Origin of the sequence: Williamsia limnetica, assembly GCF_003217475.1 — a bacterium.
GTDB lineage: Bacteria > Actinomycetota > Actinomycetes > Mycobacteriales > Mycobacteriaceae > Williamsia > Williamsia limnetica.
The window spans coordinates 1-13215 of the sequence record NZ_QJSP01000006.1; the positions used below are offsets into that span (position 1 = coordinate 1).

The following is a 13215-nucleotide window of genomic DNA, read 5'->3' on the forward strand; positions in this document are numbered from 1 at the left end:
AGAAAACCGTCAAGGATCAGTCGGCGGCATCTTCCCGGGAAGGGGGCATGTATCCAGATTCGTCATCATTGGGGCCGACTGAGTCCAATGGTATCGCATCGAACATATGTGCGCAAGGGTCTCGTGCGGTCAATTCCCGTGATCTGCAACATCTTTCGCCGCACGAACAACTTTTGCGGATCTGCCGATCACAGCTTACCGAAGGGCTCTGACATCGCGAATATTGATCAGGGGCGGGGCAAGACCAAGCGCATCGCATGTGCGACGACGGCATCGAGATCATTTCCGAGGTTGCCGGACAACCACTGCTGGGCAAGCTCGGCCATCGCTCCGGTGTACATGGATGCGCCGACCCGGGCCGCAATAGGGTCCGAGGCCGGCTGGATGTGTCCGCTCTCGCTCAAGACGACGTCGCGCAGCAAATCCTGGGTGAGCGCCCGACGCTCGGCCAGCACCGGATTCGCGCGGGCATCGGTGAAGAGGATGCGTCCGCGCCTGGGGTCGGCGGAGCTGAATCCCAGGACTGCTTTGATGCCTGCGTGGGTGCGCGCTCGAACGGAGGTGCCGGCTGCCGTGATGGCTTGCTCGACGTCGGTCGCGAGATCGAACGCGACCCGGTCGTAGACGGCTCCCAACAGCTCGCCGGTGTCGGCGAAATTTTCGTAGAAGTATCGAGTGTTGAGCTCGCACTCGCGGCACACCGACCGAACCGACAGGGCTGCCTCGCCGCCGGAGCCGAAGAGCGCGAACGCGGCGTCGACCAGGAGTGCGCGCCGTTCTGTGCGGCGGTCGTGTAGCGGAACGCCGGCCCATCGGGTGGGGGAGGACATCACCACACCATAGATGGTTCGGAGTTTCTCCGGTCAAAGTCTGGTCACGACCGTCGCCAGAACCTAGTCTGGTTACAGACGTAGCCAAACCAACCCCGGAGGATTCATCTCATGCTGCCGGTTCTACCTCACCAATTAGCTGGTCACTGGCTCAATCAACGCTTCGACGACAACATCCGGAAGAACTATTTCCGCGGCATGGAGTTCGCTGGGCCGGAAGGTGACCCGGGGTGGTTCGGCCCTGGTAGCGCAGTGTGGCACGTACATGCGCATACGTCGGTGATGATCTTCGGGCTGCAGTGCGCGTCGTACCTCGAGCGGCTCGACCCCAGCATCTTCTGGATGGGGATGGACCACTCTCGGCTCGTCGAGAAAGATGCCGACGGCCGAGCGACGGGCCGGCTCGATCCGGCCGGGATAGCGGTGCGGCTCGGCCATTCGGTGGCGTTTTTCATCGGTACCGCGTACGGGTCGACCGATACGGCGGAAAGGCTGGCGCGGACGGTTCGCGCGATGCACCACACCATCAAGGGTGTTCGACCCGATGGGCTCTCCTACGACGCGGATGATCCCGAGTGGTTGCGGTGGAACTACGCCACCGTTGTCTGGGGCATAGCGACAGCCCACGAGATCTACCATCCGCGGCCGCTGCGAGGCGCAGAGTTGGACCAGTACTACAGCGAGTTCGTGCGCGTCGGGCACGCGCTGGGCGCTACCGATCTACCCACCACCAAGGCGGAAACACTCGAGTGCCTCGAGTCGTATCTGCCCAGGCTCGGGCTGACCCACGGAAACGCGGTCGCCACCGGTATCAACGTGACCGATCCGCTGCAGGCAGCGGTGGACTGGGCGGTCCGCGACACGATGCCCAGCTGGGCCGCGCAACTGGTGATGTACAAACCGCCGAACGCAATCGAGCGCGTCGCGCGGAGGACTGCGGTCTGGACGTCGCTGAACGCGCTGCAGACTGCGATGGGGACGGCGCCAGAGTTCACGGCGGCCAAAGCGCGGGTCGCAGCAGGAACGTCTGTCCCGCACACGTCGCCGACCTACGAACTCGGAACTGATCCGGTCCGTGACCGTGAAACAGTGGAAATGACTATGGCATAAACGAACTCAGGTGACGCTGATCATATTCTCGTCAGTTGCACGGGCAGCCCGTCTGCGGGTGTCGGCCCGGTTCCCCAGGTCATCAGTGGGGTGTACGACTCAGGAACGGTCCAACGGAAATCGAGGAGCATTCTGTGCAGGATCGCCTTCACCGTGAGTCCGGCGAAGTGCATCCCGATGCACTTGTGGGCACCGGCGCCGAAGGGCGACCAGGCATACCTCTCCAGCTTCTTCAGGGTGGCGGGATCGTCGAATCTGCCAGGGTCGAACACGTCCGGACGGTCCCACCAGGTGTCCGTTCGCATCGATGTGTGGATGCTCAGCGCTATCTCGGTGCCGCGAGGGATGTAGTGACCCGCGATGCTGGTGTCTTCGGTGGCCTGTCGAAACAGCGTGCCCGCGGGTGCGTACATCCTGAGCGACTCTTTGAACGCGCAGTCCAGAAGGTGCGCCGAGTTGAGCTCTTCGATGGTCGGTTCGGCGGACCGTCGACCGGCCTCATCGCGCAGATCTTGCTGCAGCGCAGGGTCTTTACCAAGGTGGTACAGCAACATGGACAAGGCGATGGTGCTGGTGTCGTGCGCGGCCATGAGTAGGAAGATCATGTGGTTGGTGATGTCGTCGTCGCTGAACGTGTGACCCTCCTCCGTCTCGGAGTGGCACAGCACGGTGAAGAGATCGTCGCCGGTTCCTGCCCGCCGATCGGTGATCGCACCAATGAAGTAGCGTTGTAGTTCTCGGCGTCCTCGCAAACCACGCGACCAGCGTCCTGCTGGAACTGGTTGTCGCACAATGGCTTGTGCGCCGCCGACGGCGTCGTCGAAGGCGCGGGTGAGGAGTCGGGCAGTTGTCCCGTCTGCGGGCTCTCCGACGAACACCTGGCTCGCCATCGCGAGCAGCAGGGCCTTCACCCGGTCGTAGATCAGGACTGGATCTCCCGGAGTCCAAGTCGCAAGCGTGTCGGCGACGAGTGGTCGGGTCATGTCGAGATAGCCGATGAGTCGCGCGCGAGTGAAGGCTTGCTGCATGATCCGTCGATGAAGAAGGTGTTCGCCGAAGTCCAGCAGCATGAGGCCGCGGTGGAAGAAGGGGCCGATGACAGGCTTCCAACCGGCCTCGCTCGAGAAGACCTTGTCTCTGTCGAGCCAGACTTCATGCAGCGCTTCAGGGCTGACCACCGAGACGACGCGGAACCCGATGGCGCCGGTCCAGAACACCGGTCCGAATCGGCGATACCGATTGCGTCCGAACTCGAGTGGTTCGGCGATGCTCTCCAGTGCGTGTCCCAGGCCCGGGACACCGTAACTGCCCATCACGGGCTTCAGGCCACTGCCGGCGGGAGGCGTTGCGAGGGGTTGCGCTGCAGCTGGATACAACGCGGTCACTCGAGCGCCGGTTCGTTGTATGGCGTGTGCGATGGCGGTTCGCGAGAGCAGGTCGGCAGTTTTCATGGGGTCGTTGTCCTGTCGAGGTAGGCCTTGCGTTGGCCTGGATCGAAGGCGCCGGGTTCTCGTCCGCCGACCAGGCTTTTGGCGCCGAGGAGAAGGTTCTCGGGAACTCCCTGCTCGACCAGACCCATCGGGGCCAGCCAGCGTGGCACTGTCACCTCGGGACGACCGTGCCGGGTGCTGGCGACGATGGCCTGTGCGACATCCCCGGGATCCAGAGTTGGCTGGAGCCTCAAGGTGACCCCGGACGTCAGGTCGGTGCGGGTGGCAGCGGGCATCACCGTGGTCAGGGTGACCCCGGTTCCGATCAGCTCGGCGCGAATCGCTCGTGACAGCGCGACGACCCCGAACTTGGAGGCACAATAAGTGGCCATCCCCGGAGTGGACACCTTGCCGGCCATGGACGACACGTTGACGATATGCCCACGACGCCGAGCGATCATGTGAGGCAACACAAGCCGGGTTCCGGTGACCACCGCACCGAGATTGATGGCCAGTTCGCGGTGTAGCGCGTCGAGACTGTTCTCGACAAAGCGCCCCATGATCTGGATCCCGGCATTGTTCACCAACACGTCGATGTCGTCGCCGTCGGCGATGGCCACCAGGAAGTCTCGGAAGCTGGTCGCATCGGTGACATCGAGAAGATTTGCCCGCGCGCCGATCTCATCGGCGGTTGCCGTGGCCGCATCGAGGTCGATGTCGCCGATGGTGACGATCGCGCCGCGTGCCACCATTGCTGCGGCAGTTGCTTTACCGATGCCGCGTGCCCCGCCCGTCACGCCCACCCGGGCACCTTCGAGGTCGATCACAGTGGGCTGTCGATCGGCTCACGCAATGCGAAATGCGCAATGAGGCGAACCTCTCCCGACCGCATGGTGAGTAGCGCTCGGCCGAGGTATATCCCGGGTACCAGTTCGACGATCTCGTCGCGGGTTCGCTTGATGGGGAAGGTTCGAACGCTGGGATTCATGTACTCGGGAACCCCGTAGTCGAGCGCGCGGACCATCACCCGGGGCTCGATGCGGCCCTTCTCGATTGAATGGTTGAAGTCGAAGCCTTCCACCTCGCCGTCGCCCCGCCGCAATCCCCGATATCCGGCAGCGACAATCGGCATCGCCAGCCGAGCGATCGGGGCGAGACGGTTGAAACCGGTGCCGGCGCCCCGATCGAACGTCTTGCCCTGCCAGGTCGGATTGATACGCATCAGCGGGTTGGCCAGGTGTGCCTCAGGGATCCCGAACAGCTTCCCGACGATGAGCCCCTCGAGCTTGCCGTCGGGCCCGTCGGGTGCGGTGCCTTCGCCGAACAGGATGGACAACGCGGGCAAGTCGCCTCGATCGCCGAGTTCCTTGATGTACTGCCACGTCGCGGCCCGGGCGACGGTGGGATGACTCTGCGCCATCCCGTGCAGCTCGGCGAGCATCGCTCTGACCGCCGAGGCCTCTCGCCTTCCCTCGCCGGATGAATCAACCTGCTGCACCGGTGCAGACATTCACGAACCCCCGTATCTGGTACGAATCAGTGCCAAATAGCACTCTGGGACGAAACGGTACCAGATGGGGTGGGCCCGTAAAGGCGTACTTTTGGCGTCCAATGCGAAACTTGCGAGCGTGACCGGTGGCGGCGAGCGTAACTATGCGGGCACGAGCGCAGCGGCTCGTGTCGAGAAGAGGCGTGCGAGCCTGCTGGATGCCGCCCTCACCGAGATGGCGGAAGGTCGCTGGCGTTCGGTGACCGTTGCAAGCGTGTGTACGGATGCGCGACTGAACAAGCGCTACTTCTACGAGAGTTTCGACGATCTCGACCAACTCGCTGACGCGGTGATCGACATGGTCGCGGGCGAAGTGGGCGTTGCGGCGATCGGTGGCTTCATCAAGACTGCTGAGTCTGCGCTGCACGACCAGGCGAGCAGTGTGGTCGCTGCAGTGGTTGACGTACTCGGTGAGGATCGGCGGAAGGCATTGGTTCTGCTGGGTGGCGTATCGACGGCGACCAGTCAGGACGACAAGCGGAGGGCGGCGATCTCGGGGCTGACGACGGTGCTGGTCGACCACGCGCGCAAGATTCATGACGTCGCGCTCGAGCGTGATTCTTTGGCAGCCACCGGCCCGGCGTTTGTCATCGGTGGAACCGCTCAGACAATCCTGTCGTGGGTGAACGGTGACTTGCCCGTCAGCCGTGATCAACTGATCGGCGACATCACTGCCCTGTGGCTCGCTCTAGGTGAAAGCGCCTCTGGCATAGCGCGATCGAGGATCGAACCGGAAGCATGAGCAGCGCCGCGGCGAGTGACCAAGTGATGAGGGACAGGATCAGCATGATCGCGGCGTCGGGCATCCATAGCCGCATCACCCGAAGGTCGGCGCCAAAGAAGCTCGGCAGCAAGCAGAGTCCGCTGACGATCGCGATTGCGGCGACGGCTGTCGTCCAGCGCAGTAAGCGTCGGGCCGGACGCCACCAGGACGTGACGGCCAGCGCGAGACCGAGTGCCCCAACTGCTGAGACCACCCAGGGGAGAGCCGTGAGCAGCGGGTTGCCGTCTGTCGCCGCCGGTGATTGCCCGTTGAGCATCAGCAACACGTTTTCGGCAATTGAGGCGAGTACGGGGGCCTTGGCTTCGCTGTAGGCGTTGGCCAGGACAACCGCGGCCTGGCCGTCCGGGCCGAGCATCACATGGGCGAAATAGCCTGGTGTGGCTCCGGTGTGGTGCACCAACGGTCCGAGATCCGACGGTGTGATCCGCCAGCCGTAACCGTAGTCGTCATCGCCGGCATCAACTCGCGGCGTGTGCAACTGTCGCAACAATTCTGGGTCAAGAACATCGGGGTTGGCCCCAGCGTGGGCACGTGCGTAGCGGGCGAGGTCGTCGAGAGTGGACGCGACGTAGCCGAAAGGTGTTCCTGATTCGTCGAATCCGGGGGAGTACCTGCGAGGCGATCCCCACCAGTAGCGATGGCCGGGCGGTAGATCTGATGCGGCGTCGGAGGTGGTCGCGGTGCCGCGCATGTCCAGCGGTTCGAGCAGATCGGTCCTGAGTACTTCACCGAACGGCTTGCCGTCGAGCTGCTCCACGAGCGCGCCGAGGATCAAGTAGTTGGCGTCGCTGTACTCGTATCGCCCTTGCGTACCGGAGTACTCCAGGTCTTCTGCAGCACGTCGGACGGCGCCGGGAGAATTGTCGAACCGTTCGGCGACCGCGAGACCATCGGCGCCCGAGAACCCGCTGGTGTGGGTGAGGAGTTCCTCGACCGTGGGAGAGGTCGCCACGAGCCAAGGGAGGTGATCCCCGACAGGGTCGGTCAACGCCAGGACGCCCCTGTCGACGTGCTGCATGACCGCCGCGGCGGTCATCGATTTTGCCAGTGAACCGATCAAGAATGAGGTGTTCCGGGTGATTGGAACTCCATTGCCGTCAGCACCAGACGTCCACTCGAAGTCGGCCACCCCGGGTGACAGCACCGTGGTGGCCAGGCCCGGAATTTTCTGGTCCGCCACTACTTCGGCCAGGTAGTCCGCGGCGGCTGTCTTCTCGGCGGCGGTCGCCGTGGTCGGTTCGCTCGTCGCCGGGCCGGCCGCGGTCGAGATCAGTACGGCACCGAGTGTCGCGACTGCGAGGATCGTGCGGACGCATCTGAGCATGCTCGCTCATCCTTTCCAATATGTGCATATTGTTTTGCTGGCTAATATAGCCATATTGTTTCGGAACGCAAGTGGGCTACCATCGATTGATGGCACGAACGGCGAATCACGACAAACGGCGGGCGCAAATTCTCGGTGGGGTGCGCACCGTCGCAACCAGTTCGGGGATCGGACGGGTGACAGTCGCGCGCGCGGCGGAGGCGGCCGGCGTGTCCGTGGGGTTGGTGCAGCACTACTACTCGTCGAAAGAAGAACTTCTCATCGACACCTTCGCTTCAGTCCGTGTTGACGTGCTCACCAGGATCGACGCCGAGATCGCGCGCGCTGAGAAGCGGGGGTCGCGTATCGAGCAGATGCTGGTCGACGGCTTGGGTCAGCTGTTGCCGATCGGTGCGCGTAAGCGGGACGAGGTGTACGTCGCGCACGCGTTCGCCGGGCTGGCTCTTGAAGACCCAACGCTCCGCGGGCATCTGCGAACAGCAAATGAACAATTGCAGCAACGGGTCGCCACGGGTCTGACCAACGGCAAGGAATGCGGTGAGGTCGATCCGAGTCTCGACGTCGATGAGGTGGCCTACGCGCTGGTGGCGTTGACCGACGGGCTTGCCGCGCGGTTACTGGTCCACGCCGGGGCGGCTCAGAAAAAGTGGGCGCTCGACTCTCTACGGGCACGCGCCCGCGAGCTGTGCCCGGGGGAGTGCGCACATCGCCGGGAAAACAGCGGTTGAGGCCCTGCATCCGAGGATGCAGGGCCTCAACGTTGCCGGGCGGCACTAGCGCACGGCGGCCACCTGATTGGGATGCAAGACCTCCCTGGAGGCATGGAGGGTGTCGTGGACAGCAGCCTTGTCGTTGTCGCGCCACACCCGTGCCCGAAGAAGGTAGATGGTGGCGACCAGAGCGACCGCACCGAAGGTCGCAAGTCCGCTTTCGCCGGCGACGTAGGCCAGGTGGTCCGGATTGGATGCGATGACGGCGGTGGCGCCCAGGGTGAATGCGGTGTTGGCGGCGTTGTGGGCCACTGCCACGGTCCACACGGAGTGTGAGCGGTCCCAGAGGTAGGCGTAGAAGACTCCGGCGAGAGTGATGGTGGCGACCACGGCCGGGGCAACGATCCAGCGGGCACCGTCGGCGTCGTAGGTGGTGGCGATCAGGATCAGCGGCAGGTGGAACAGTCCGTGGATGAACCCTGTGAGCAGTGCGGCCCTGCGCATTCCGGTGAGCTGTTGGATGCGCGGCAACAGGTATCCCCGCCAGCCGATTTCTTCACCGAGGATGAACAGAGTACCGATGCCGAGTTCGATGAGGAGGTCGACAACCCAGCTCGCGGTGCCGAGGGGAGTGGCAGTGATCGAGACGAAGTCGGCGACACCGGTCAGGACCGCGGCGCCGTAGGCGAGCAGTAGCAGGGCGACGGGAACTGTCAGAGCCGGCCTGAGCGCGGACCCGCCGGATTTGTTGAGTCCGAAGCTACGCCACAGTTCTTTGCGGGACCCTCTGGGAATGACGGTGAACGTCATGATCGCAACTGTGAGCGCAGGTATGAAGACACTGAGCACCATGTTGATCTCGGCGTCGGGCAGGGCGGTGGCTACCGCGATGGCCAGCGAGAACGCCACGGCCACAAAGGCGGTGATCTCGCGGATGACTGGGGTGCGAAACATCGGGGGTCTCCTGGGTGGTGGGGTGCGGCCCTGGTGGCCGTGTTCCATCAATCTCCTCCAGGAGGGGTGGGCCCGGCATCTGGCGCCAGGCCCCCGTTTCGTCGGCGCGTCTCTATCTGTAGACAGAGACGCGAGCATCAGGTTCGCGGCACGGCCAGTCCCGATTCGTAGGCGTACATCACCAGTTGCGCGCGATCACGGCTGTCCAGCTTGGTCAGCAGATGGCTGACGTGGGTCTTCACGGTCCCGTATCCCATGTGAAGCGCAGCGGCGATCTCGTTGTTCGACAACCCTTGTGCAACGGCGAGCAGCACCTCACGTTCGCGTTCGGTGAGTCCATTCGCGGCGCTCTCTCGCGGCGTCGTATCCGGCAGTGCAGCGAAGCGTTCGATCATTCGGCGGGTGACGGTGGGGGACAGTAGCGCTTCTCCGGCGGCGATCACCGTGATGGCGTCGAGCAACAACTCAGGCCTGGTGTCTTTGAGAAGAAACCCGCTCGCACCTGCGCGCAGTGCTGCTACAACGAGCTCGTCCTCATCAAAAGTGGTCAGGATCAGCACCTTGGTGCTCGCGCACAACGGATCGGTGACGATTCGCTGCGTGGCCTCGATGCCGTCCATGATGGGCATCCGGACGTCCATCAACACGACGTCCGGGGTGGTGCGCCGGCACAGGTCCCAAGCTTGTTGGCCATTGCTCGCCTCGCCGACGATCTCGATGTCCGGTTCGGAATGCAGGAGCACCGCGAACCCGGAACGGACCAGTGCCTGGTCGTCGACAACTGCCACCGTGGTCATCAGGAGCCGTTCTCTGTGAGGGGAAGTGTTGCGTGGGCGCGGAATCCGCCGTCCGCGGTAGGGCCGGAGGCGAACCTTCCGCCGACGAGGTGGGCGCGTTCGCGGAGCCCGCTCAGGCCGTGTCCGCCGCTGTCCTGACTCGGTGCAGCCGACCGTCCGCCGGGGTCGGTGATCTCGATGTCCAGTTCGTCGGTGCGGTATGTCAGTTGAACATGCGCACGGGGTCCACCGTGTTTGAGCACGTTGGTCAGTGACTCCTGCACGATGCGGTATGCCGCCAGTTCCACTGCGGGGTCCAGTCGTGTTGCGGCGCCTTCGATTTCGAGGTCGATGTTGACTCCGGCTGTTTGCACCACCGCGACCAGCGCCGGTACGTCGTCGATGCCTTGCGGTACCGGGCCGCTGACCGGATCGTCCTCTTGGCGCAGTACTCCGAGCATGGACCGTGTCTGTGCGAGCGCCTCGCGGCTGGTCTCCGCGACGATCTGCAGCGCCCGTTCGGCCGCGTCGACGTCGGTGCGGATCACATGGGCGCCCACTCCCGCCTGGACGGCGATCAACGACATGCTGTGCGCCACCACGTCATGCAACTCCCGGGCGATGCGCAGACGCTCTTCGGCGACTGCGCGGCCCACCTGCTCACGCGCCAGGATGGCATCGTGTTCGGCGGCCAAGAGTTGTTCGCGTTGGCCGGCTCTGCGCGCCCGGATGGCATCTCCGACCGCCCACGCGGTGATCAGGAGTGCCCAGGCCTGTAGGAGGTCCGCGGTGCGCAAGTCTGGGATGTCGATCGCCGAGAGAATGCCGAACAGCGCCATCGTCGCGACCAAAGCGATGGCCGCGTTGCGTCGCCTGCCATGCGCTGCCAATGAATAGAGGCTGAGCAGCAACAAGATCGACAGCAGCCCGATGTAGTGGCCGGTCAGCGTGACGATCAGGCATCCGGCGCCAAACGTGCAGTAGGAAAACGTTGGATATGTCCGTCGCCAATAGAGCGAACCCGTCGCGACTACCGTGCCGATGACCGCAACGGCGTCGGGGCCCCGTAGGCGCGGGTCGATGCCCTCGATGTCGGCGGCGAACAACGCACCGAGCGCGAGGACCGTTGCGACCACGGCGATCGAGATGTCCAGATAGGGCGACAGGCGCCGGCCGGCTGTTGCCCACAGGCCGTCGGGGTGCTTCATCACCGCTCTGCCCGGCTGCTCATTCGCGGATCGTACGCGGTCGGTTGGGCGACCGGCCGGGTTGCGCCGATGTCCGCGTACTGGATGTACGCGAACTAGGGAGTAGCTGCGTACGCCGCTGCGAGATCGATGCGCAGCCAGCCGCCGTCGGGCCCCGACTTGTCGAGCGGGTATCCGGCAGGGATGGCGGTCTGCTCGAGGACGGCCAGACGCTGCTGATCGGTGAGGTTCGGGAACTTGGTCTCCAGCAGGGCGGCGGCCTCGGCCGGGATGCGGTTCTGCTGGTTTGGGTGCACCTGTGGAAGTCCGTAGGTCATCAGCGCTTGGTGCTCCGTCACGGCCGCCTCGGTGGTCAGGTACGGCGTATCGGTGGCGATGAACTCGCCCAGCGGCACGCCTGTGGCCTTCTCGAGCTGCTCACGCAGTTGGGCACCCGCCTCGTCGATCAGCCGGTCGAAGCCGGGATCAGAGAGTCGGGCCGCGGTGAGGTCCATGGCCATCAGTCGGCCGCCCATCACATCGAGCGGGTAGTGGACGCCGAGGACGACACGGCCGAGCCCGATTTCTCCGGCGCGAGCGATGATCTGCGGACCGAGTTCCGGCAACCACGAAGCCAGCAGCGCGCCCTTCCAGTAACCCATATTGGCGTGGCCGGAGGGATACGACCCGTTGCCTTCGAGTTCGGCGTAGAGATGGCCGCCGGGCTCGTCGTAGCGCTTGATGCTGCCCGGAGCCGCGACGAACGGGCGGGGGTTGTTGAAGATCTGCTTCTCGGGCAACGTCGTCCCCGACGGCAGTCCGGCGCGCGCCAGATCACCCTCGGCGAGAGCGGCAACCTTCGGCAGTTTGCCGTCGTTGAGCAGCTTGAGGAAGACGGGGCCCAACTTGTGGCCGAGCGCGACGGACAGCGAGACCAGTCGGTCGTCGTAGTTGATCTCGATTGCGTCCTGTTGCTGCTCCGGGGTCGCGTTGTTGTTGATCTGCACCACAGTGCTCGAGTTCTGCGCCATGACGGCGGGGTTGTTGTCGCGCAATCCGTTGAACCCGTCCAGCACGGGGAGGTAGGTGCCACCCGGCGGGAGATCCGACGGGTAAGGCCCGATCAGCTGCGTCGGGCTGAAACCCTGCGGAGCCGTATCCGCGGTGGCAACCCCGCTGACCGGAAGAACGAGGGCGACGGCCGCCAAGATCGCCAAGACGACGGAGCGGGAACGCGAAAACGACATGACCTGCATATTTCCCGATGCGGTGCGCGGGCACAAGTTTACGAATCGCTGATCAGGGCGCGTACTGGGCGAACCGTCGGTCGGTCACCTCGATGTGGAGCGGTATTCATCTGTCGGCAATCCACCTGGCAGCGGCAAAAGGTCGTCGTTGACTTCGGAGAGACTGCGGATGTGGACAACGTCGGCTGCGCGCCCGGACGCCTGGATGGCTAGTGGTGCCCCCTCTCGGGCTCGAACCGAGGACCTGCGGATTAAAAGTCCGTAGCTCTACCAACTGAGCTAAAGGGGCGTACCCGGGAACCATCGGTTTCAGGGCGTCACGAAGTTTACAGATGGGGTGCCCGGAGGTGAAAACGGGGGAGTCGGAGTGTCTGCGGCGTCAGAGCTGCCGCACGCATTGGCGCTTGCCGCATCGGTTCAAACCGATGCGCCGGGCACCACGCGATGCGCGAGGATGCAGCTGGATTGCCAAGATTTGTACAAAAATGGGGCAGGACCAGCGGATTTGGGATTTGCCGCACCGGTGTCATATTCTGATTCAGCTCCCAACGGAGATTACCGGCCCCCTTCGTCTAGCGGCCTAGGACGCCGCCCTTTCAAGGCGGTAGCGCGGGTTCGAATCCCGTAGGGGGTACGCATGGCCATAGTGACGTATGGCTGAGCACAAAGCATGGCCCTGTGGCGCAGTTGGTTAGCGCGCCGCCCTGTCACGGCGGAGGTCGCGGGTTCGAGTCCCGTCAGGGTCGCTTTACAGTTTCCGGTTCGCCGGAAACCGCAAGACAGAAGTTAGGTGTGGCATTCGGTTCGAGTGCCGTCCGGCCAGGTAGCTCAGTTGGTACGAGCGTCCGCCTGAAAAGCGGAAGGTCGTCGGTTCGATCCCGACTCTGGCCACCATCAGTTCTAGGTCAGAGAGTTTCCTGACGCAATCCGGTCCTCCACGAGGACCGGATTTTCGCGTTTCATGGGGCAACTGTGGGGCAAGAACGAGGGTGCTGCCAACGAGCGGACGCTCAAAAGCCTCTTGTTTCGGGCCGACTCGGTATGAGTTGCGGCGCGCAAGCGGAATGGTTGTGGCGGTGGTCTATCCCGAATGAGTTGGTGCTGGTCAGCTTGGGTGTGAACCGATTGCATCGGATGGTCTAATCGTCGGACGTGACGCGATTGGGGCGAAAGTCGTGAGTGTCCTTCGTCTAGCGGAAGGTCGGCGGTACCGGGCGCCGCGATCAACCAGAACGGACACAGTGACTCGGCTTCGACGGCGACGGCTACGGGGTGTGCAGGCGGCTTTGTTCACAGCAACGCGTCGAGTAGGCG

General features: G+C 64.0%; 13 protein-coding genes and 4 tRNA genes. 7 read left to right on the forward strand and 10 right to left on the reverse strand.

Features of this window, described 5'->3' with window-relative positions:
* On the forward strand, window positions 1-212 hold a 212-nt coding region (locus DFR67_RS30915), incomplete at its 5' end, for a hypothetical protein (RefSeq protein ID WP_211325008.1).
* Window positions 213-227: 15 nt separating this feature from the next.
* Here DFR67_RS30915 and DFR67_RS10905 read toward each other — a convergent pair.
* On the reverse strand, window positions 228-830 hold the full coding sequence (locus DFR67_RS10905) for a TetR/AcrR family transcriptional regulator (RefSeq protein WP_110469839.1): 603 nt from the start codon (window positions 828-830) through the stop codon (window positions 228-230).
* Between the two features lie 111 nt (window positions 831-941).
* On the opposite strand from DFR67_RS10905, the gene DFR67_RS10910 reads away from it, so the two are divergent.
* Window positions 942-1940 (forward strand): oxygenase MpaB family protein, encoded by a 999-nt coding sequence (locus tag DFR67_RS10910; protein ID WP_110469582.1) that lies wholly within the window; start codon window positions 942-944, stop codon window positions 1938-1940.
* Window positions 1941-1960: 20 nt separating this feature from the next.
* Here DFR67_RS10910 and DFR67_RS10915 read toward each other — a convergent pair whose 3' ends face one another.
* The 3 genes from DFR67_RS10915 to DFR67_RS10925 are packed head-to-tail and all read right to left on the reverse strand — an operon-like array spanning window position 1961 to window position 4880.
* Window positions 1961-3391 (reverse strand): cytochrome P450, encoded by a 1431-nt coding sequence (locus DFR67_RS10915; RefSeq protein ID WP_110469583.1) that lies wholly within the window; start codon window positions 3389-3391, stop codon window positions 1961-1963.
* A complete protein-coding gene (locus DFR67_RS10920) occupies window positions 3388-4197 on the reverse strand; it encodes an SDR family oxidoreductase (protein ID WP_110469584.1) in 810 nt (269 codons plus the stop codon). Before DFR67_RS10920 ends, DFR67_RS10915 begins: the two co-directional genes overlap by 4 nt.
* Window positions 4194-4880, reverse strand: coding sequence for a hypothetical protein (locus tag DFR67_RS10925; RefSeq protein ID WP_110469585.1), 687 nt, complete (start codon window positions 4878-4880; stop codon window positions 4194-4196). The genes DFR67_RS10920 and DFR67_RS10925 overlap by 4 nt, the downstream gene beginning before the upstream one ends.
* A 118-nt stretch (window positions 4881-4998) precedes the next feature.
* On the opposite strand from DFR67_RS10925, the gene DFR67_RS10930 reads away from it, so the two are divergent.
* Window positions 4999-5661 carry a TetR/AcrR family transcriptional regulator gene (locus DFR67_RS10930; protein ID WP_110469840.1) on the forward strand — a complete coding sequence of 221 codons (663 nt, stop codon included), beginning with the start codon at window positions 4999-5001 and terminating at the stop codon, window positions 5659-5661.
* On the opposite strand, the gene DFR67_RS10935 is transcribed toward DFR67_RS10930, so the two are convergent.
* The gene (locus DFR67_RS10935; protein WP_110469586.1) at window positions 5588-7027 is read right to left on the reverse strand and encodes a serine hydrolase domain-containing protein; all 1440 of its coding nucleotides are present in this window, start codon (window positions 7025-7027) and stop codon (window positions 5588-5590) included. The two genes, DFR67_RS10930 and DFR67_RS10935, sit on opposite strands and share 74 nt — an antisense overlap.
* A gap of 89 nt (window positions 7028-7116) precedes the next feature.
* Here DFR67_RS10935 and DFR67_RS10940 point away from each other — a divergent pair, with 89 nt between their 5' ends.
* A complete protein-coding gene (locus DFR67_RS10940) occupies window positions 7117-7755 on the forward strand; it encodes a TetR/AcrR family transcriptional regulator (RefSeq protein WP_110469587.1) in 639 nt (212 codons plus the stop codon).
* Between the two features lie 45 nt (window positions 7756-7800).
* Here DFR67_RS10940 and DFR67_RS10945 read toward each other — a convergent pair whose 3' ends face one another.
* From DFR67_RS10945 to DFR67_RS10965, 5 genes are all read right to left on the reverse strand, one after another.
* On the reverse strand, window positions 7801-8691 hold the full coding sequence (locus DFR67_RS10945; protein ID WP_158539944.1) for a CPBP family intramembrane glutamic endopeptidase: 891 nt from the start codon (window positions 8689-8691) through the stop codon (window positions 7801-7803).
* A 137-nt stretch (window positions 8692-8828) separates the two neighbouring features.
* Window positions 8829-9488 carry a response regulator gene (locus DFR67_RS10950; protein ID WP_110469589.1) on the reverse strand — a complete coding sequence of 220 codons (660 nt, stop codon included), beginning with the start codon at window positions 9486-9488 and terminating at the stop codon, window positions 8829-8831.
* Window positions 9488-10675, reverse strand: coding sequence for a sensor histidine kinase (locus tag DFR67_RS10955; protein WP_110469590.1), 1188 nt, complete (start codon window positions 10673-10675; stop codon window positions 9488-9490). Before DFR67_RS10955 ends, DFR67_RS10950 begins: the two co-directional genes overlap by 1 nt.
* Before the next feature lie 95 nt (window positions 10676-10770).
* On the reverse strand, window positions 10771-11901 hold the full coding sequence (locus tag DFR67_RS10960) for an acid phosphatase (RefSeq protein WP_342766725.1): 1131 nt from the start codon (window positions 11899-11901) through the stop codon (window positions 10771-10773).
* 213 nt (window positions 11902-12114) lie between these two features.
* Window positions 12115-12190 (reverse strand) — tRNA-Lys (locus DFR67_RS10965).
* A 272-nt stretch (window positions 12191-12462) separates the two neighbouring features.
* Here DFR67_RS10965 and DFR67_RS10970 point away from each other — a divergent pair.
* From DFR67_RS10970 to DFR67_RS10980, 3 genes are all read left to right on the forward strand, one after another.
* Window positions 12463-12535 (forward strand) — tRNA-Glu (locus DFR67_RS10970).
* A 38-nt stretch (window positions 12536-12573) separates the two neighbouring features.
* Window positions 12574-12647: transfer RNA gene (locus DFR67_RS10975), tRNA-Asp, on the forward strand.
* A gap of 71 nt (window positions 12648-12718) precedes the next feature.
* Window positions 12719-12795, forward strand: a tRNA-Phe gene (locus tag DFR67_RS10980).
* Window positions 12796-13215 lie beyond the last annotated feature (420 nt).